Origin of the sequence: Arthrobacter sp. ISL-85 (assembly GCF_018613675.1) — a bacterium.
GTDB lineage: Bacteria > Actinomycetota > Actinomycetes > Actinomycetales > Micrococcaceae > Arthrobacter.
Genome location: NZ_JAGGPQ010000016.1, coordinates 154,153 through 172,475, shown reverse-complemented (window position 1 = coordinate 172,475; position 18,323 = coordinate 154,153). Strand labels below are relative to the sequence as shown.

Annotated in this window: 18 protein-coding genes and 1 tRNA gene; 9 read left to right on the top strand and 10 right to left on the bottom strand. The window is 66.1% G+C overall.

Annotation, left to right across the window (positions count from 1 at the left end; all coding sequences use genetic code 11):
- Window positions 1–91: 91 nt before the first annotated feature.
- Window positions 92–646 carry an acyl-CoA thioesterase gene (locus tag J7I84_RS12395; RefSeq protein WP_214944874.1) on the bottom strand — a complete coding sequence of 185 codons (555 nt, stop codon included), beginning with the start codon at window positions 644–646 and terminating at the stop codon, window positions 92–94.
- A 71-nt stretch (window positions 647–717) separates the two neighbouring features.
- Between J7I84_RS12395 and J7I84_RS12390 the strand changes: the two genes are divergently transcribed.
- Both J7I84_RS12390 and J7I84_RS12385 read left to right on the top strand, forming a co-directional pair.
- A complete protein-coding gene (locus tag J7I84_RS12390; protein WP_251046545.1) occupies window positions 718–1,023 on the top strand; it encodes a hypothetical protein in 306 nt (101 codons plus the stop codon).
- A gap of 438 nt (window positions 1,024–1,461) precedes the next feature.
- The gene (locus J7I84_RS12385; protein WP_214944873.1) at window positions 1,462–2,475 is read left to right on the top strand and encodes a LysM domain-containing protein; all 1,014 of its coding nucleotides are present in this window, start codon (window positions 1,462–1,464) and stop codon (window positions 2,473–2,475) included.
- An 89-nt stretch (window positions 2,476–2,564) separates the two neighbouring features.
- Here J7I84_RS12385 and J7I84_RS12380 read toward each other — a convergent pair whose 3' ends face one another.
- From J7I84_RS12380 to J7I84_RS12370, 3 genes are all read right to left on the bottom strand, one after another.
- A complete protein-coding gene (locus J7I84_RS12380; RefSeq protein ID WP_214944872.1) occupies window positions 2,565–2,990 on the bottom strand; it encodes a CBS domain-containing protein in 426 nt (141 codons plus the stop codon).
- Between the two features lie 363 nt (window positions 2,991–3,353).
- Window positions 3,354–3,435: transfer RNA gene (locus J7I84_RS12375), tRNA-Tyr, on the bottom strand.
- A 167-nt stretch (window positions 3,436–3,602) separates the two neighbouring features.
- A complete protein-coding gene (locus tag J7I84_RS12370; protein WP_214944871.1) occupies window positions 3,603–3,857 on the bottom strand; it encodes a hypothetical protein in 255 nt (84 codons plus the stop codon).
- A gap of 186 nt (window positions 3,858–4,043) precedes the next feature.
- Here J7I84_RS12370 and J7I84_RS12365 point away from each other — a divergent pair, with 186 nt between their 5' ends.
- The 4 genes from J7I84_RS12365 (at window position 4,044) to efeB (ending at window position 8,283) form a co-directional block, all read left to right on the top strand.
- Entirely contained in the window at window positions 4,044–4,535 is a 492-nt protein-coding gene (locus J7I84_RS12365) for a YajQ family cyclic di-GMP-binding protein (protein WP_214944870.1), read from the top strand.
- A gap of 272 nt (window positions 4,536–4,807) precedes the next feature.
- Complete coding sequence (efeU, locus tag J7I84_RS12360; RefSeq protein WP_214944869.1) at window positions 4,808–5,668, top strand: iron uptake transporter permease EfeU; 861 nt, start codon at window positions 4,808–4,810, stop codon at window positions 5,666–5,668.
- Between the two features lie 30 nt (window positions 5,669–5,698).
- A complete protein-coding gene (gene efeO, locus J7I84_RS12355; RefSeq protein ID WP_214944868.1) occupies window positions 5,699–6,910 on the top strand; it encodes an iron uptake system protein EfeO in 1,212 nt (403 codons plus the stop codon).
- Window positions 6,907–8,283, top strand: coding sequence for an iron uptake transporter deferrochelatase/peroxidase subunit (efeB, locus tag J7I84_RS12350; RefSeq protein ID WP_214944867.1), 1,377 nt, complete (start codon window positions 6,907–6,909; stop codon window positions 8,281–8,283). The genes efeO and efeB overlap by 4 nt, the downstream gene beginning before the upstream one ends.
- 220 nt (window positions 8,284–8,503) lie before the next feature.
- Here the strand turns inward: efeB and htpX are convergent, their stop codons facing one another.
- Complete coding sequence (gene htpX, locus J7I84_RS12345; RefSeq protein ID WP_214944866.1) at window positions 8,504–9,370, bottom strand: zinc metalloprotease HtpX; 867 nt, start codon at window positions 9,368–9,370, stop codon at window positions 8,504–8,506.
- A gap of 28 nt (window positions 9,371–9,398) precedes the next feature.
- Window positions 9,399–10,670 (bottom strand): MFS transporter, encoded by a 1,272-nt coding sequence (locus J7I84_RS12340; protein ID WP_214944865.1) that lies wholly within the window; start codon window positions 10,668–10,670, stop codon window positions 9,399–9,401.
- Window positions 10,671–10,751: 81 nt separating this feature from the next.
- On the opposite strand from J7I84_RS12340, the gene J7I84_RS12335 reads away from it, so the two are divergent.
- The 3 genes from J7I84_RS12335 to J7I84_RS12325 all read left to right on the top strand — a co-directional run bounded on the left by J7I84_RS12335 (window position 10,752) and on the right by J7I84_RS12325 (window position 13,521).
- Complete coding sequence (locus J7I84_RS12335) at window positions 10,752–11,237, top strand: Fur family transcriptional regulator (RefSeq protein ID WP_214944864.1); 486 nt, start codon at window positions 10,752–10,754, stop codon at window positions 11,235–11,237.
- A 7-nt stretch (window positions 11,238–11,244) separates the two neighbouring features.
- Window positions 11,245–12,741, top strand: coding sequence for a catalase (locus J7I84_RS12330; RefSeq protein ID WP_214944863.1), 1,497 nt, complete (start codon window positions 11,245–11,247; stop codon window positions 12,739–12,741).
- A 144-nt stretch (window positions 12,742–12,885) separates the two neighbouring features.
- Window positions 12,886–13,521, top strand: coding sequence for a DUF2461 domain-containing protein (locus J7I84_RS12325; RefSeq protein ID WP_214944862.1), 636 nt, complete (start codon window positions 12,886–12,888; stop codon window positions 13,519–13,521).
- 61 nt (window positions 13,522–13,582) lie between these two features.
- Here the strand turns inward: J7I84_RS12325 and J7I84_RS12320 are convergent, their stop codons facing one another.
- The 4 genes from J7I84_RS12320 to J7I84_RS12305 all read right to left on the bottom strand — a co-directional run bounded on the left by J7I84_RS12320 (window position 13,583) and on the right by J7I84_RS12305 (window position 18,314).
- Complete coding sequence (locus J7I84_RS12320; protein WP_214944861.1) at window positions 13,583–15,145, bottom strand: amino acid permease; 1,563 nt, start codon at window positions 15,143–15,145, stop codon at window positions 13,583–13,585.
- Window positions 15,146–15,320: 175 nt separating this feature from the next.
- On the bottom strand, window positions 15,321–15,728 hold the full coding sequence (locus J7I84_RS12315) for a DUF779 domain-containing protein (RefSeq protein ID WP_214944860.1): 408 nt from the start codon (window positions 15,726–15,728) through the stop codon (window positions 15,321–15,323).
- On the bottom strand, window positions 15,728–16,750 hold the full coding sequence (gene adhP, locus J7I84_RS12310; protein WP_214944859.1) for an alcohol dehydrogenase AdhP: 1,023 nt from the start codon (window positions 16,748–16,750) through the stop codon (window positions 15,728–15,730). Before adhP ends, J7I84_RS12315 begins: the two co-directional genes overlap by 1 nt.
- A gap of 40 nt (window positions 16,751–16,790) precedes the next feature.
- Entirely contained in the window at window positions 16,791–18,314 is a 1,524-nt protein-coding gene (locus J7I84_RS12305; protein WP_214944858.1) for an aldehyde dehydrogenase family protein, read from the bottom strand.
- Between the last annotated feature and the right edge of the window lie 9 nt (window positions 18,315–18,323).

The following is an 18,323-nucleotide window of genomic DNA, read 5'->3' as shown; positions in this document are numbered from 1 at the left end:
ACCCACGGTACGCGCCCGGCCCGGGCCTGTCGCGGTTGTTCGCTTGCCGCGTGATTGGGAATAGCGGCAAGGGACGACGGCGGCGTAAGGCTCAGGTGGTGGCGTCCCAGAGGTGCGGAGCGGGCCTGCGGCTGCCGGGGAGGGCGCTGGAGGCGCGCCACTCGTGGATCCAGTCGGGGAGCACCAGGTCCGCCGGCGGGGTGCCGAACTCCGCGAGGATGTCCTCCTGGCTGACCGGGCCCGCCTTGGTGACCAGCCGGGTGGCGATGTAGGCACGGGCGTAAATCTCGCCGTCGGCCACCATGCGCTGTTCGAAGAAGATCGCTTTGGTGTCCAGCCCGATGATGCGGGTCTCGATGGCGTATTCCTGCCACAGCTGCAGCGACTTGCGGAAGGAAATGGTCTCCGCGGACACCACCGGGCTCCAGCCGCGGCGGCGCATCCGTTTCCAGACGCCGCTGCGCACCATCAGATCGAACCGGCCCAGGTCCATCAGGGACAGGTACATGCCGTTGTTGACGTGCATGGCGATGTCGATGTCCGTGGGCAGGACACGCAGGGGCAGGGCCGACGGGTCCCACACCGACAACGGCGGACGGCGGCGGGAGCGGAACAGCATGAGGAGGGTTCTCAGGACCAGGTGCATGCCTCGATGTTACCCGTCGGTAACATTTTCCGGCAGGCTGGCCGCACGGCATCCGCCGTGGGATTTCCTGTGTGACGCAGCAACGCTACCGGGCCCTGGCGGAGTGGCCCCCGATGGCTACGGCGCTGGTTTTCCTCGGCGCGTACGCCTGGCAGGTGGTCGGCCGGATCGATGGCGCCGGGGCGGACTGGCTCGACGGCGTCATGTGGGTAACGTGGTGCGTCTTCGTCCTGGACTACGCGGCCAACCTGTGGCTGGCGGAGAACCGCCGGCAATGGTTGGGTCCGGAACCTGCACGAGCTGGTGATCGTGGCCTTGCCGTTCTTCCGGCCCTTGCGGTTGCTGTGCCTGGTCCAAAGGGTGGAGGACACCGCTGAGGCCGTGGCGGAACCGGTGCGGGCCGAGGTGGCTGAACTGGTCGAGATCGCGTTGTTGCGGCGGGACATCGCGGAGCTGCGGGAACGCCGGCCGTTGTAACGGCAAGTACTCAACCTCCCGGCGTCGAGTAGCAGTTCAGTTCCGGGCGAGTAGCGGGCCTGCAAAGTCGGGTAACGCCTACTGGTGCCCGGCCCTGCCGGCATTCCTAGACTCGGGGTTCCTAGGACCACAACGCACTGGCGGGTCCCCCGGGTGGCTTCCGGGAGTCCTGCCTTCACGCGGAGCTCCGCATCTTCTGGGTGTGCGGATACCTCCAACCTGCGCCGCCTTCGGCTCCGGTATCCGCCGGGGCCGGCGGCGCAATGACATCTCGATCCGTCCGTCGTCCCGGCGTGCACCGCGCCGCCGAGGCGGGACCGACACCTGATGGGCAACCCATGAACAAGCCTTCCCTCCCCTCCCCCGACGGCGCCAGCAGAAGCTTCGCCACCGACGAGCCCCGGACCGACCTCACCACGGGCCGGCCAGTCATCAGCAACAAGTTATGGGCCGGCATGGCCACCGCCGCGGTGGTCGCGGCAGTGGGCGTCGGCGCACTTGCGGCACCGCCTGCGTCCCTTAGCGGGAGCACGACGGCGGCCCAGGTTACAGAGAACCCCGCAGCGCCGTCCGCTGGCAACGCGGCCCAATCCGCTCCCGCGGCCCGTTCCGGCGCGGTGGAAGCGGTCGCAACACAGGCGGCTGCTCCTGCTGCTCCGGCTGCTCCGGCTGCCGAAGTGCCGGCCCCTCCGGCCGAACCTGCTCCGGCCCCGGCGGCGCCCGAACCGGCACCCGCACCGGCCCCCGAACCCGGCGGCGATCCAAACCTGTACACGGTGGCCCCGGGCGACACCGTGGGTGCAATCGCCGCCGGCCACGGCGTGGACATGAATGCCATGCTCGCAGCCAACGGACTAAGCGCATACAGCATCATCTACCCCGGCCAGGAGCTCCTGCTGACGGGACCACCCATCGCGGTTGCCGCGCCTGCACCTGCTCCGGCGCCCGCGCCTGCCCCCGACGCGGTCCCGGTTGCTGCCCAGGCACCTGCGCCGGCTCCCGCGGTTGTGCCGGCGGCTCCTGCCGTCCGGACCATTTACGTGGCCGGTTCGGGTGGCCAGTCCATGGTGGATGCCTGCATCGGGCCCATCCACTTCACGCCCAATGACGGCTACTCGCTGTTCATCACCGAGCACGATTTCTGCGGCGGGTGGGCCAGGTTCTCGGGAATCGGCGTGGGCGAGGCGGTGAGCATCCCAGGTTACGGGACGTACACGGTGACCGGGCGCGGCACCATCCCAAACCCCGGAACCACCAATGACGTCATTGCGGTCTTCGGCGGCTTCCCCCGGGCGATCCTGCAGACCTGCATTCCGGGAACCAGCACGATGCTCCTGATTGCACTGAACTGAGGCGGCTGAACTGCCGCTCCCAAACTTGTCCGCGGGTCCGAACCCTGATGGGCGGGATCCGCGGACAAGGCCATGATGCACTGCGGCCGCTACATTCCGTGGCGCACCGATATATGTTCCACCAGTTCGCCCACGCGCTGCTCGGAGTAGTTGCGCGCAATGTCGCCCTGGCTGATGATGCCCACCAGCTTGTGGTCGGAGATTACCGGGAGCCGCCGGATCTGGTGCTTCTCCATCATGTCGATGGCTGCATCGACGTTGGCGTCGGCATCAACGCAGTAGGGCTTGCCGGAGGCCAGATCGCGGGCCATCATCTGTCCCGGGTCGCGGCCGGCGGCGACGCACTTGAGCACAATGTCGCGGTCGGTGATCATGCCCTTCAGCTTGCCGTCGTCACCGCAGATGGGGAGCGCGCCGCAGTCGAGGTCCATCATCATGCGGGCGGCGTCCACAAGGGACTCGTTTTCCCTGATACATCGCGCATCAGTGGTCATGAATTCGCGTACAGCACTCATTGAATCCTCCTTCATCGATGGAAATATCGACGCAGGGCATCGGGGCACGTGCGCCGATGCTGCCAGATTACGCCCGCACCAACATGGTGTCGACGGCGGCTGGAGCCTCGCTCCCGCCAACGCCCCATCACCTTTCGCAGTCCCTCCCACAACGCCCCATCACCTGTCGCAGTCCGTCCCACAACGCCCCATCACACCCTGTGAAGTGCGACGCAGGCGCGCCGCGGCCAAGTTCCCGGATTTTGTCGTCTCCGCGGCGCGCGTGATGGCGGGTTCCCGGAATACCTGCAGGAAGTGATGGGGCATTCCCAGGGCAACAAAAAAGCCTCCGGAACCTGGTGGTTCCGGAGGCTTCTCCTTGGGTGGCAGATGAGGGATTCGAACCCCCGTAGGCGTTGCCAGCTGATTTACAGTCAGCCCCCTTTGGCCGCTCGGGTAATCTGCCGAACTTCAAAAGAAGTACCCGCCGATGCAGTGTTCGGAAGGGTCCGTTTCCGGTCCGTTCCGCTTCAGTAACCGCGGGCAAGACAACTTTACAGAACTTCCGGCGAAGAATCGAATCGGGCCCTGCGCTGCCCCAAAACTGTCGAAACGGCGCGGAATTGCCGCGGGTCAGGCCTCCCCCAGGATCCGTCCGGCCAGCTTGGCTTCGAAGCTCAATGCCTGTTCCGCGGTGATCTGGTTCAGCTGGACCGCCCGCTGGAGGTCGGCCCGGACCCCGTCCATCCTGGAGGAGGCGTCCGCCACGGGACTGAAGATGATGGAGGCCGCCACCGCCGCAGCCGCCACCGAGGTGGCCGCCGTAGCCACCGCGCCGGTTGCCGCGGCGGTGGTCCGGGTGACGTAACGGGCGGCTTTGCGGTGCATGGTGTTCCCTTCGGACTGCGGTACAACTGCTCCAACTCTCCCCGCCGGCCCTTCGTTCCCCCGGCATGTCCGCTGAGAGGGAACTGTGAATCAGGCGCCCCCACCAGTCCTGGCATCCGTATTAGGCTGGATGCCAGTGATCCAGGCCCTGTACCCGCACGGGGCTCCCATCAACAAAGGAGAGTCATGGCAGGCGAGTCAACGTTCGACGTCGTAAGCAAAGTGGACAAGCAGGAAGTGGCCAACGCGCTCAACCAGGCCCAGAAGGAACTCACCCAGCGCTACGACTTCAAGGGCGTCGGCGCCGAGGTGGACTTCAGCGGCGAGAAGATCCTCATGAGGGCGAACTCCGAAGAACGGGTCCTGGCTGTCCTGGACGTACTGCAGTCCAAGCTGATCCGCCGCGGCATCTCCCTGAAGTCGCTGGACACCGGCGAGCCCTATGCCTCCGGCAAGGAGTTCCGCCTGGAAGCCTCCATCAAGGAGGGCATTGCGCAGGACCTGGCCAAGAAGATCAACAAGCTGATCCGCGATGAAGGTCCTAAATCGGTCAAGTCCCAGATCCAGGGCGACGAGCTCCGCGTTTCCTCCAAGTCCCGTGACGACCTGCAGGCCACCATGGCCCTGCTGAAGGACTTCGAGGAAGCCGACCTGCAGTTCGTGAACTTCCGCAGCTAGTCCTCCGCCGCCGTCGTTTTCGACGCGGAAAATTTCTGTCGCTACGCAGGAAGGCTGGCGCACCCGAAATATCGGGGGCGCCTGCCTTTTTGCGTAGCGCGGGCGGTTTTGCGCGCGGTGCGCAGGCGGGACGCTCCGGACTCCAGCGCATAAAACCACGCCCGAATGTAATCTCGGGAATTACGGCACGTTTAGTTTGCGTAATCGACGGCGGCGGGTAATCTCTTCCTTAGGCCTGCCTAAGTAAGGGCAGCCTGAGCGAAAGAAACTCCATGACTGCCAACTTCCTGATCGGCCTGCGCGAAGGACTCGAAGCCACCTTGGTGGTAGTCCTCCTCATGGCCTACTTGGCCAAAACCGACCGCCGCCACCTCATCCCCCGGCTCTGGGCGGGCGTGGCAGCAGCGGTTACGGTGTCCGTTGCCTTCGGCGCCCTGTTGACCTTCGGCCCCCAGGGCCTCACCTTTGAAGCGCAGGAGGCAATCGGCGGCACCTTGTCCATTGTCGCCGTCGGCCTGGTGACGTGGATGGTCTTCTGGATGGCACGCACCGCTCGGACTCTGGGAAGCGACCTGAAATCCCGAGTTGACAAGTCAGCGGGCGGAGCCGGTTGGGGCCTGGCCGTAATTGCCGCTGTCGCGGTGGGACGCGAGGGCTTGGAAACAGCCCTCTTCCTCTGGGCAGCGGCCAAGGCCACGGGCGAATCCACCCAGCCGCTCATCGGCGCTCTCCTGGGTCTGGCTGCCGCGGCCGGCTTCGGCTTCCTGCTGCACAGGGGCGTCCTGAAAGTAAACCTCTCGCGCTTTTTCACCTGGACCGGGGCAGCCCTGATCATCATCGCCGGCGGTGTCCTGTCCTACGGCATCCATGACCTGCAGGAGGCCGGGCTGCTTCCGGGCCTGCACTCCCTGGCTTTTGACATCAGCGGCGCCGTCCCGCCGTCGTCCTGGTACGGCACCCTGCTCAAGGGCACCGTGAATTTCTCCCCCGCCACCACCTGGCTGGAAGCCGGAGCCTGGCTGCTCTATGTGCTTCCGGTGCTGTTCCTGTACCTCCGCATCAACCGGAAAGCACCACCCAGCCCCGCCGGCTCCCGGGACGACACTGCCGTCCAGGCCGTGGCCGCCGCTTAAATCCCCCTTACCGCACCAAAGGAATCCCCCATGCCTGGCTTCTCCCTGCCTAAAAACAACCTGCCCAAAAACGCCCCCTGTGCCTTCCGCAGCAATCGCGCCGTCCTGACTGCCGCCGTCGTCGCCGTGCCGTTGATCCTCACGGGCTGCACGGACAACACCAAGGCGTCGGACACCTCCGGAGGTGCCATCGACGTCGTCAGCTCGAACAGCGAATGCAAGGTTTCTGCCACCAGCGTGCCCAGCGGCAACTTAACCTTCTCGGTCAAGAATGAAGGCACCGAGGTCACGGAGTTCTACCTGCTGGCAGCGGACGGGCTGCGCATTCTTGGCGAGGTGGAGAACATCGGCCCGGGCCTGAGCCGCAACCTGGTGGTCACGGCTCCCGCCGGCACCTACACCACCGCCTGCAAGCCGGGCATGGAAGGCCACGGGATCAGGGCTGCGCTGGAGGTCACCCAGTCCGGCAACCAGCAGCCGGCGGACGCGGATTTCCAGCACCTCCTCGATACCGCCACCACGCAGTACGCGTCGTACGTCAAGGACCAGAGCGAACAGCTCCTCACCGGGACCGAGCAGTTCGCTGCGGCTTTTGCAGCCGGTGACCCGGCGAAGGCGCGCGAGCTGTACGCCGCGACGCGCCAGCACTGGGAACGGATTGAACCGGTCGCCGAGTCTTTCGGCGACCTGGACCCGCAAATTGATGCACGTGAAGCGGACCTGGAACCTGGCCAGGAGTGGACCGGCTGGCACCGCGCAGAGAAGGACCTGTACCCGCCGGCCGGCTACACGGCCTTGACTGCCGCAGAACGCTCGGCCGTCGGCGACCGCATGGTGGCCGACACCAGGCACCTCGTGGAACGCACCCGCACGCTCGAGATCTCCGCGGACATGCTGGGCAATGGAGCCAAGGAACTCCTGGACGAAGTCGCCACCGGAAAGGTGACCGGTGAAGAGGAAATCTGGTCGCACACGGACCTCTGGGACTTCCAGGCGAATGTTGACGGTGCCCGCATAGCCTTCGAAAACCTGAAGCCGGCCCTGCTCCAGAAGGACGCCGCCCTGGCCACGTCGCTGGATGAGAAGTTCACCGCGCTGCAGGCCGAACTCGCCACCCATGCCCTGGGCCCAGGCTTCACGTCCTACGACAAGCTGACGCCGGAGCAGGTCCAGCGGCTGGCCTCCCTGGTGGATGCCCTTGGGGAGCCGCTGTCCCGGCTGACAGCGGCGGTGGTCCTGTGACCGGCTGCCCGTTTGCCGGCAGGCCGCCGGAGGCTTCCGGGCAGGAGGAGCCCGCAGTTTCGCCAGAGCCGCCGCAGGATGCGGGGGGCACGGAACAGCCGACGGCGGGAGCGCGCCTGAGCAGGCGCGGCCTGTTTGGCATCGCGGGACTGGGCGGGGCTGCGGCGGGACTTGCGGCCGGCTTCCTGGGCCACGACGCGGTGGCAGCCTCTGCCGCGCCGCCCGCCGCCGACAGTCCGGTGGTTCCTTTCCACGGGGACCACCAGGCCGGAATCACCACCCCCGCCCAGGACCGACTGCACATGGCCGCGTTCGACGTCACCACCACCAAGCGCGAAGAACTCATCCAGCTGCTCAAGGACTGGACACGTGCGGCCGAAGCCCTGACCGAAGGCCGCCCGGCCGGGGCGACCGGAGCCGTGGACGGCCCCTACGGCGCTCCGCCCGAGGACACGGGCGAGGCGCTGGACCTCAACGCGGGAAAGCTGACCCTGACCTTCGGTTTCGGCGCCAGCCTGTTCGAAAAGGACGGCACTGCCCGCTTCGGGCTGGAAGGGCGCCGGCCCGAGGCCCTGGCCGACCTGCCGCACTTTCCCGGCGACGACCTGGACCCCGCCCGCAGCGGCAGCGACCTGGTGGTCCAGGCCTGCGCGGACGACCCCCAGGTGGCAGTGCACGCCATCCGGAACCTGGCACGGATCGGTTTCGGCAAGGTCCGGGTGCGGTGGTCCCAGCTGGGCTTCGGCCGGACCTCCTCCACGTCCCGCGCCCAGCAGACCCCGCGGAACCTTTTCGGCTTCAAGGACGGCACCAACAACCTCAAGGTGGAGGACCAACAGCTGCTGGACCAGCACGTGTGGGCCGTCGCCGGCCGGCCTGAGGATGCGTGGCTGGCGGGCGGCAGCTACCTGGTGGCGCGGCGCATCCGGATGCACATCGAGACCTGGGACCGGACCTCACTGGGCGGGCAGGAGGGCCTGATCGGCAGGACCAAGCGGACGGGCGCGCCCCTGTCCGGCGGCGAGGAGTTCACCGAGCCCGACTTCACCCGGCAAGGCAAAGGCGGCAAACCTCTCATCCCGCTCGATTCGCACATGCGAATGGCCCACCCCAGCCAGAACAGTGGCGTCCGGATGCTGCGCCGGGGCTACAACTACACGGACGGTTCCGACGGCGTGGGCCACCTCGACGCCGGCTTGTTCTTCATTGCCTTCGTCACCGATCCCCGCACGCACTACGTTCCCATGCAGATGGCGATGGCCAAGGGCGACAGCCTGGCTGCGGAGTACCTGAAACACACAGGCTCCGGACTGTTCGCCGTTCCCGGCGGGGTGAAGCCCGGCGGATTCATCGGGGACGGTCTGTTCGCCTAGGAAAAACCGCTCCAGCCGGCCGCCCGCCGTCGTTTTCGACGCGCAAAAAGTTTCGCGCTACGCAGGAAGGCTGGCGCGCCCCGAATATTCGGGGCGCCACTGTGTATGCGCGTCGAAAGTGAGATTGCGCCATGAAGGGGAATAAGCGCGTCGAAAATGAGTTTGCGCCACGCACCGGAATCTGCGTGTCGCCGGGCAGGCGGCCGACGGCGGGTCCCGGCTACTGCTGCTGGCCCGCCATCCGCTCCAGCCGGGCGATCCGGTCCCGCATGGGCGGGTGGGTGGCGAACAGCTTGGTCATGGCGCCGCCGCGGAACGGGTTGGCGATCATCAGGTGCGAGGTGTTGACCAGGCGCTGGTCCTGCGGCAGCGGCGCGATGCTGACGCCGCGCTCAATCTTGGCCAGGGCTGAGGCGAGTGCCAGCGGATCGCCGGTGAGCTGCGAACCGTCCTCGTCGGCGTCGTACTCCCTGGTGCGGGAGATGGCCATTTGGATCAGCGACGCCGCAAAGGGAGCCAGCAGCGCCATGGCGATCATGGCCAGCGGGTTGGCGTTGCGCCGGTCGCCGCCGCCGAAGAACAACAGCATCTGCCCCACCGAGGTGATGACGCCGGCGACAGCGGCTGCCACGGATGAGGTGAGGATGTCGCGGTTGTAGACGTGCATGAGCTCGTGGCCCAGGACGCCGCGGAGCTCGCGCGGGTCCAGGAGCTGCAGGATGCCCTCGGTGCAGCAGACCGCAGCGTTCCGGGGGTTGCGGCCGGTGGCGAACGCGTTGGGATTCATGGTGGGCGAGACATAGATGCGCGGCATGGGCTGGTTGGCGCGCATGGAGAGCTCGCGGACAATCTGGTACAGCTGCGGCGCCTGGCCCTCGGTCACCGGGAAGGCCTGCATGGAGCGGATGGCGATCTTGTCGCTGTTCCAGTAGCCGTAGAACGTGGTGCCGACGCCGATCAGGGCCATGATCAGGATGGGCGCCGAGCTGCGCGTGCCCACCCCGATGATCCCGCCCAGGCCCAGCAGCACCGCCCACAGCACCCCGAAAAGCGCCGCGGTCTTCAGTCCGTTGTGATGGTTGTGCACGTTTCCTCCTCGCTTAAGGAACGGCTTGCTAGGGCACCGGGTTCCGCGCATCGTACTGCTGGAATCCCGGCTGCAGTTTCGCCGCCAGCCACGCCCCCGCAATGCACAGCACCCCGCCGAGCAGCAGGACCCAGCCCTCATTCAGAAGCTTAGTGGCACCGCCGGCCAGCAGGTCCCCGATCCGGGGGCCGCCGGCCACCACCACGATGAACACGCCCTGCAGCCGTCCGCGCAGGTGGTCCGGGGCCGCCGCCTGGAGGATGGTGTTGCGGAAGACGCTGCTGATGGAGTCCGCGATGCCGGCCAGGGCGCAGCAGACCGCGGCGGGAATCAGCCACAGGGTCACGGCACCGTGCGGCGCAGGCCCGGCGAGCAGCACCACCAGGCCAAAGGCTCCGATCGATGCGCCCCAGCCCATGACGGAAACCACGACGGCGGTCCCCTGGCGGCGCACGCTGCCCAGCGGCCCGGAAAAGAGTCCCGCCAGGAAAGCCCCGACGGCGGTGCAGGCCAGCAGGATGCCCACGGTCGCCTCCCCGCCACCGATCATGAGGGCAGCGACGGCGGGGAGCAGCGCCCGCGGCTGGGCGAGGACCATGGCCACAAGGTCGATGATGAAGGTCATCCGGAGGTTGGGCCGGGTGCCAAGGAAGCGGAACCCCTCCACGACGGAACGGATCCCTACCTTGCTGTGGCCGCCGGTGGGCGGCATGGGCGGCAGCCTGTAGACGGCCCACAGCACGAACGCGAAGCTGGCGAAGTCAATGGTGTAAGTCCAGCCGAACCCGAGCCACGCCACCAAAACGCCCGCCAGCAGCGGCCCCGCGGTCATGGCCAGGCCCATGGACAGCATGCTGAGGGCGTTGCCCGCCGGCAGGAGTTCCTTCCGGATGAGGGTAGGAATGATGGCGCTGCGGGCCGGCTGGTTGATGGCCTGGGCACCGCTTTGCAGGGCCACCAGCAGGTACAGCACCCACACGTTGCCCAGCTGCATCCAGGCCTGGAGCGCGATCAGGCCAGTGGTCAGCCACAGCACCGCGGAGGCGAGCAGGGCGATGCGGCGGCGGTCGTGCGCGTCGGCGATGGAACCGCCCATCAGCCCGCCAATTACCAGGGGAACCAGCGCGAAGATGCCCAGCAGGCCCACGTAGAAGCTGTCCTGGGTCAGCCGGTACACCTCAAGGCTCACTGCCACCAGGGTCAGTTGGCTGCCGACGGCGGACACCGCGGATCCCAGCCACAGCCGGCGGAATGCGAGGCTTTCCTTCAGCGGCGTGACATCGGCTAGTAATTTCCCCACCCGGTAACACTAGCGGGCGCCATGGGAAAGGTAAGCCGAGCCTTATTGTGAGTTAGTAATAATAAGTGTTTCAATGGAGCCATGATGGAACACTTTGACGGCCAGGAAGCGTGGGCTGCGGCCCTGCGCGCCCACGGCCGCAGGGTGACCAAGCAGCGGCTCGCTGTGCTGGCCGCCGTCGAACGCCACCCCCACTCCCCTGCCGAAAGCATCCTTGCCGCGGCCCGGGCTGAGCTGCCGGAACTGACGGCCCAGTCCGTTTACGTTGTCCTGGGCGACCTGACGGACCTGCACATGCTGCGCCGGTTCGAGCCGCCGCACTCCCCCGCGCTCTACGAAACGCGGGTGGGCGACAACCACCACCACGCCATTTGCGTCAGTTGCGGGCGTGTGGAAGACGTGGACTGCGCCGTCGGCCACGCGCCCTGCCTCACGCCGCACTGGAATCCGGACGCCAAGCCGATGACCATCCAGATCGCCGACGTCATGTACCAGGGCATCTGCCAGGAGTGCCAGCAGGCGCAGCAACTTCCTCCCCATAGTCCCTCGCAAGAAAAAGAGAAATAGGAGAACAATGACTGCCGTTTCCACAACCCAGTCAGGTGCGCCGGTTACGTCCGACGCACACTCGAAGTCAGTTGGTGCCGATGGTGCCATCATCCTGACTGACCACTACCTGGTCGAAAAGCTTGCCCAGTTCAACCGTGAGCGGGTTCCGGAGCGCGTAGTGCACGCCAAGGGCGGCGGTGCATTCGGCACGTTCAAGACCACCGAGGATATCTCCAAGTACACCAGGGCCGCGTTCCTGCAGCCTGGCGTCGAGACTGAGATGCTGATCCGCTTCTCCTCCGTGGCCGGCGAGAACGGTTCCCCGGACACCTGGCGCGACCCCCGCGGTTTCGCCGTAAAGTTCTACACCACTGAGGGCAACTACGACCTCGTTGGCAACAACACCCCCGTCTTCTTCATCCGCGACGGCATCAAGTTCCCGGACTTCATCCACTCCCAGAAGCGCCTGCCGGGCACCCACCTGCGCGACGCCGACATGCAGTGGGACTTCTGGACCCTGTCCCCCGAATCCGCCCACCAGGTCACCTGGTTGATGGGCGACCGCGGCCTGCCCGCCTCCTGGCGCGAGATGCAGGGCTACGGCTCGCACACCTACCAGTGGATCAACGCCGAGGGCGAGCGTTTCTGGGTCAAGTACCACTTCAAGTCCAACCAGGGCGTGAAGAACATGAGCTCCGAGCAGGCCGAGGCCCTCGCCGGTTCCGACGCCGACTTCTACATCCGGGACCTGTCCGAGAACATCGAAGCCGGCAACCTGCCCTCCTGGGACCTGCACGTCCAGGTCATGCCCTACGAGGACGCCAAGACCTACCGGTTCAACCCGTTCGACCTGACCAAGGTCTGGCCGCACAGCGACTACCCGCTGATCAAGGTCGGCACCATGGAGCTGAACCGGAACCCGGAGAACTACTTCGCGCAGATCGAGCAGGCCACCTTCGCGCCGTCGAACTTTGTGCCGGGCATCGCTGCCTCACCGGACAAGATGCTGCAGGCCCGCATCTTCTCCTACGCCGATGCGCACCGCTACCGCGTGGGCACCAACCACGCACAGATCCCGGTGAACCAGCCGAAGAACGAGGTCAACAACTACAGCCAGGACGGCCAGGGCCGCTTCCTGTTCAACGCCCCGTCCGTCCCGGTCTACGCACCGAACACCTTCGGTGGGCCTGCTGCAGTTGAGCCGCAGCACACGGCCGGCGGCTGGGAGAACGACGGCGAACTTACTCTCGCCGCGCACTCCCTCCACGCCGAGGACGGCGACTTCGTCCAGGCCGGCGCGCTGTACCGCGAGGTTTACGACGAGGCCACCAAGGCCCGCTTCCTTGAAACCATCACCGGTGCCGTGGGCGGCGTGAAGCGCTCAGACATCAAGGAACGCGCCATCCAGTACTGGACCAATGTCGACGCCGAGCTGGGCGCCAAACTGCGCGCCAACCTCGGCACGGTGGCTGCACCGTCAGCCCCCGCCTCTGACGCAGAGGCAGCCAACAAGATCGGCTGACCGCCCTCCTGCCGGCCGCACTGAAAGACCACCCCGCCACGGATTCGCCGTGGCGGGGTGGTCTTTTTTCCGTCTGGCATCTGTTTTGCACATAGGGCGCCTGGGGTCTGGCCCGGCAGCGCCCGGCGGCCCTAGGCTCCGTAGATGAATACTTTCGCAGGCATTCCCCCGGAAGCCTTCCGCTTCTACGCCCAGCTGGAGGGCCACAACAACCGTGACTGGTGGCTGGAACATAAAGCGACGTACGACCAATCGGTCAAAGAGCCGCTCAGCCTCCTGCTCTCCGAACTGGAGCCGGAGTTCGGGCCTGCCAAGCTTTTCCGCCCCAACCGGGACGTCCGCTTCTCGCCGGACAAGTCGCCGTACAAGACCGCCCAGGGGGCCTTCGCTGCACGTCAGGAAGGCGTGGGATTCTACGTCCAAATCAATGCGGAGGGGCTGTTGATCGGTGGCGGCTACCATTCCCACACGCCCGCCCAGCTGGCCCGGTTTCGCGCCGCCGCCGACGCTTCCGCCAGCGGCGCCGCCCTCCAGGACATTATGGCTGCCGTGGCCGCAGCTGGTTTTGCCATCGAGGGCGAAAAACTGAAGACCGTCCCCCGGGGTTTCGACAAGGAGCACCCCCGCGCCGAACTGCTCAAGCACAAATCGTTGTCCGCGGGAGTCGAGGTGGGCCAGCCGCAATGGGTCTCGACACCCTCGGCGAGGGAGCAGATCGCGGAAAGGTGGAGGCAGCTGCGTCCGCTCGTTGATTGGGTGGCCCGGTACGCGGCGCCATGAAACGCGGCTGCCCGCCCGGCGCAGGCCGGGCGGGCAGTTCAACAGCGGGTGCGGCAGGCCGTCAGGTCCGGCTCAGCTCGTCCTCGTCGTCACGCTCCACGGCTGTGCCGGGGGTGGAACCGTGCGTGCCGTTGACCGTCGCGCTGGCTTCGGCGAAACGCTCATTGAGCCGCGAGTGGCGCTGGCCGTAGGCGAAGTAGATGGCCAGGCCCAGGACCAGCCAGAAGCCGAAGAAGATCCAGGTCTCCACGGCGAGGTTGGTCATCAGGTACAGGCACAGCACTGCGGAGACGATGGGGAGCACCTTGCCCAACGGGACGCGGAAGGCGGGCTTCAGGTCCGGGCGCTTCCTGCGGAGAACCAGGATGCCCAGGCTGACCACCACAAACGCGGACAGCGTACCGATGTTGATCATTTCCTCGAGCAGGTCCACGTTGGTAAGGCCCGCCACCAGCGCCACCGCGGCACCGCAGATGATCTGGAGGCGAACCGGCGTCGAACGCTTGTCGCTGGTCTTGGACAGCGCCCGGGGCAGCAGTCCGTCGCGGCTCATGGCCAGTACCACGCGGGACAGGCCCATCAGGAGCACCATGATCACGGTGGTCAGGCCTACCAGGGAACCGAAGGCGATCACCTTCGCAGCGGAGGTGTCCCCCACCGCTTCGAAGGCAGTGGTAAGGGTGGGGCTCTTGGCCGCGGCGAGTTGGGTGTAGGACACCATGCCCGTCAGGGCCAGGGACACGAGGATGTAGAGCAGCGTTACCACGGCCAGGCCGCCGAAAATGCCGCGGGGCAGGGTCTTCTGCGGATTCTTCACTTCCTCCGCGGAGGTGGCCACCACGTCGAAGCCGATGAAGGCGAAGAACACCAGGGCAGCACCGGCGAAGATGCCCATGGTGCCGTACTGGGCGGGGGCGGCTCCGGTCAGGAAACCGAAGAACGACTGCTTCAGGACGTCCGCGGCACCGGTGCCGGCCGTGGGCTCCGCTGCCGGAACGAACGGGCTGTAGTTCTCGATCTTCACGTAGGTGAAGCCCACCACGATCACGAACAGCACCACGGCGATCTTGATCAGGGTGAAGATGTTGCCCACGCGGGCGGAGAGCTTGGTGCCCAGCACCAGCAGCACTGTGAAGATGGCCACGATGAGGAAGGCCCCCCAGTAGAGGTCCATGCCGCCAAGGGAGATGGCCGGCGGGACGTCCAGGCCGGTGAGGGCGAACACCTTGCTGAGGTAGATGCCCCAGTATTTGGCGATCACGGCTGCGGCGGTGAACAGTTCCAGGATCAGGTTCCAGCCGATGATCCAGGCCAGGAGCTCGCCCATGGTGGCGTAGGTGAAGACGTAGGCAGATCCCGCCACCGGAATGGCGGTGGCGAACTCGGCGTAGCACATGATGGCCAGCGCGCAGGTGACGGCGGCGATGGCGAAGGAAAGGGTAACGGCGGGACCTGCGAAGTTCGCGGCAGCCTTTGCACCGACCGAGAAGATACCGGCGCCTACAGCAACGGCGACGCCCATGATCATGAGGTCCCAGGTGCTGAGGGAACGCTTAAGCTTGCGTCCGGGCTCATCGGCGTCGGCGATCGACTGCTCAATGGATTTTGTCCGCAGAAGGTTCATAAGGGGGCCACAATCCTGGTTTGTGATGGAAACAGACCTATCAACGATAGTGTCCATCCACTGGACGGCCCCAATCGTCCCGAATAGTGAGACGCCCCTGTGGCCGAATATTGTTCTGCCAACATGCCCGGGGCCCTCCCAACGGAGAGCCCCGGGCTGCTGTTGATCGAACTTCCTAGGAGGGCCAGTTCATCAGCGTCGACCGGATCAGGAAACGCTTACCTTCAGGTGCCTCAACGGAAAACCCACTCCCCCGCCCCGGTACGACGTCGATGGTCAGATGGGTGTGGCTCCAGTAGTTGAACTGCTCCCGGGACATCCAGAATTCAAGCGGCAGGGGCTGCAGTCCCTCGGAGAGGTCGAACAGCCCCAGCAGGACGTCCGCTTCCCCCGTGATGAAGTCCCCGGCCGGATAGCACATGGGTGATGACCCGTCGCAGCAACCGCCGGACTGGTGGAACATGAGCGGGCCATGCCTGTCCCACAGCATCCGCAGCAGCTCCACGGACGCCGGCGTGAGCGCCACCCTGGAAAAATCTTCCCCGGGCAGCGTCACGGCGGCAGCCAGGTTTTCAGCCGGCATCAGAACCTCAGCACCACGCGGCCATCGATCTTGGCATGCTTCATCTCGTCGAGCACCGCGTTGACCTCCGGCAGCTCCCGCACCGACACCGTGGGGTGGATCTTTCCCCGGGCATAGAAATCCAGGGCTTCCTCCAGGTCCTGACGGGTGCCGACGATCGAACCCCGGACCGTCAGTCCCTTGAGCACAATCTCGAAGATCGGCGCCGGGAAATCGCCCGGTGGCAGTCCGTTGAACACGATGGTGCCGCCGCGGCGGGCCATCCCGATCGCCTGTCCGAACGCTGACGGATGCACTGCAGTAACCAGCACTCCATGGCAGCCTCCTGTTTCACGCTGGATCACCTCTGCCGGGTCCTCGTGCAGGGCGTTGACCGTAACTTCCGCGCCGTGGGCCTTGGCGAGGGCCAGCTTGTCGTCGGCGATGTCCACGGCGGCCACCCGAAGCCCCATGGCCACGGCGTACTGGACCGCGATGTGCCCCAGCCCGCCGATCCCGGAAATGGTGACCCATTGGCCCGGCCGGGTTTCGGTCATCTTCAGGCCCTTGTACACGGTGACGCCGGCGCAGAGCACCGGCGCCACCTCGACGGGGTCGGATCCCGCCGGTATGCGGGCCGCGAACCGCGAGTCGACGAGCATGTACTCGCCGAACGAGCCGTCCACGCTGTAGCCGCCGTTCTGCTGCGCCTCGCAAAGGGTCTCCCAGCCGGTGCGGCAGTACTGGCAGTCGCCGCAGGCTGACCACAGCCACGCGTTGCCCACCAGGTCACCGACGGCGAGGTCGGAAACCCCCTCGCCCAAGGCCACTACTTCGCCCACGCCCTCGTGGCCGGGCACAAAGGGTGGTGTGGGCTTGACCGGCCAGTCGCCTTCCGCGGCATGGAGGTCGGTGTGGCAGACGCCGGTGGTCAGGACCTTGACCAGCGCCTGCCCCGGACCCGGCGTGGGGATGGCGATGTCCTTGACGGACAGCTCGGCGCCGAATTGGGTTACTACTGCTGCTTGCATTGTCGTCGTCATTGGCGAAATCCTTGCGTCGTTGTAGTGGTGGGGCTGGGGTTTAGAAGAAGCCCAGCTTGTTTTCGTCGTAGCTGACCAGCAGGTTCTTGGTCTGCTGGTAGTGGTCCAGCATCATGGCGTGGTTCTCGCGCCCGATGCCCGAGGACTTGTAGCCGCCGAAGGCGGCACCTGCCGGGTAGGCATGGTAGTTGTTGACCCAAACGCGACCGGCCTGGATTTCCCGGCCGGCGCGGTAGGCGACGTTTCCGTTGCGGGACCAAACGCCGGCGCCCAGGCCATACAGGGTGTCGTTGGCGATGCCCATGGCGTCGTTGTAGTCGCTGAACCTGGTCACCGCCACCACGGGGCCGAAGATCTCCTCCTGGAAGATCCGCATCCGGTTGTGGCCCTCGAACACAGTGGGCTGGACGTAGAAGCCGCCAGCCAGGTCGCCGGGCAGTTCAGCACGGCCTCCGCCGGTCAGAATCTTGGCGCCTTCCTGTTTTCCGATGTCGATGTAGGACAGGATCTTCTCCAGCTGGTCGTTGGAGGCCTGCGCGCCAACCTGGGTTTCGGTGTCCAGCGGGTTGCCCTGGATCATCTTTTCCACCCGTGCCACGGCGTCCGCCATGAAGGACTCGTAGATGTCCTCCTGCACCAGGGCGCGTGACGGGCAGGTGCAGACTTCGCCCTGGTTGAAGGCAAACAGCGCGAAGCCTTCCTGCGCCTTGTCATAGAAGGCGTCGTTTTCCTGGGCCACATCGTTGAAGAAGATGTTGGGGCTCTTGCCGCCCAGTTCCAGGGTGACCGGGATGAGGTTCTGGGAGGCGTACTGGCTGATGAGCCGGCCGGTGGTGGTCTCACCGGTGAAGGCGATCTTCCGGATCCGGGAACTGGAGGCCAGCGGCTTTCCGGCCTCCACCCCGAAGCCGTTGACCACATTCAGTACGCCGGCGGGCAGCAGGTCCGCAATAAGCTCCATCAGCACCAGGATCGATGACGGCGTCTGCTCGGCGGGCTTGAGGACCACGGTGTTGCCGGCGGCGAGGGCGGGGGCAAGCTTCCAGTCAGCCATCAGGATGGGGAAGTTCCAGGGGATGATCTGGCCCACGACGCCGAGAGGTTCGTGGAAGTGGTACGCGGTGGTGTTCTCATCGAGCTGGGACAGGCTGCCCTCCTGGGCCCTGACCGCGGAGGCGAAGTAGCGGAAGTGGTCCGACGCCAGCGGCAGGTCGGCGTTGAGGGTTTCCCGGATGGGCTTGCCGTTGTCCCAGGTTTCGGCCACGGCGAGCATCTCAAGGTTCTCGTCAATGCGGTCGGCAATCTTGTTCAGGATGGCGGCGCGCTCCGCCACGGAGGTCTTGCCCCAGGAGGGTGCGGCCTTGTGTGCCGCGTCCAGCGCCAGTTCGATGTCCTCAGCGGTGCCGCGGGCCACCTGGCAGAAGGCCTTTCCCGTCACCGGGGTGATGTTCTCGAAGTACTGGCCCTTCACCGGGGCCACCCATTCGCCGCCAATCCAGTTCTCATACCGGTCCTTGAAGGTGACCTTCGAACCGTCAGTTCCCGGCTGTGCGTAAACGGTCATGTGCTTAGC

Coding starts and splice junctions, on each gene's coding strand:
- efeO (WP_214944868.1), top strand. CDS start 5,699: ATGCCTGGCTTCTCCCTGCCTAAAAACAACCTGCCCAAAAACGCCCCC.
- J7I84_RS12320 (WP_214944861.1), bottom strand. CDS start 15,145: ATGAACCTTCTGCGGACAAAATCCATTGAGCAGTCGATCGCCGACGCC.
- J7I84_RS12395 (WP_214944874.1), bottom strand. CDS start 646: ATGCACCTGGTCCTGAGAACCCTCCTCATGCTGTTCCGCTCCCGCCGC.
- J7I84_RS12305 (WP_214944858.1), bottom strand. CDS start 18,314: ATGACCGTTTACGCACAGCCGGGAACTGACGGTTCGAAGGTCACCTTC.
- J7I84_RS12385 (WP_214944873.1), top strand. CDS start 1,462: ATGAACAAGCCTTCCCTCCCCTCCCCCGACGGCGCCAGCAGAAGCTTC.
- efeU (WP_214944869.1), top strand. CDS start 4,808: ATGACTGCCAACTTCCTGATCGGCCTGCGCGAAGGACTCGAAGCCACC.
- J7I84_RS12370 (WP_214944871.1), bottom strand. CDS start 3,857: ATGCACCGCAAAGCCGCCCGTTACGTCACCCGGACCACCGCCGCGGCA.
- J7I84_RS12335 (WP_214944864.1), top strand. CDS start 10,752: ATGATGGAACACTTTGACGGCCAGGAAGCGTGGGCTGCGGCCCTGCGC.
- J7I84_RS12325 (WP_214944862.1), top strand. CDS start 12,886: ATGAATACTTTCGCAGGCATTCCCCCGGAAGCCTTCCGCTTCTACGCC.
- J7I84_RS12330 (WP_214944863.1), top strand. CDS start 11,245: ATGACTGCCGTTTCCACAACCCAGTCAGGTGCGCCGGTTACGTCCGAC.
- adhP (WP_214944859.1), bottom strand. CDS start 16,750: ATGACGACGACAATGCAAGCAGCAGTAGTAACCCAATTCGGCGCCGAG.
- J7I84_RS12365 (WP_214944870.1), top strand. CDS start 4,044: ATGGCAGGCGAGTCAACGTTCGACGTCGTAAGCAAAGTGGACAAGCAG.
- J7I84_RS12315 (WP_214944860.1), bottom strand. CDS start 15,728: ATGCCGGCTGAAAACCTGGCTGCCGCCGTGACGCTGCCCGGGGAAGAT.
- J7I84_RS12380 (WP_214944872.1), bottom strand. CDS start 2,990: ATGAGTGCTGTACGCGAATTCATGACCACTGATGCGCGATGTATCAGG.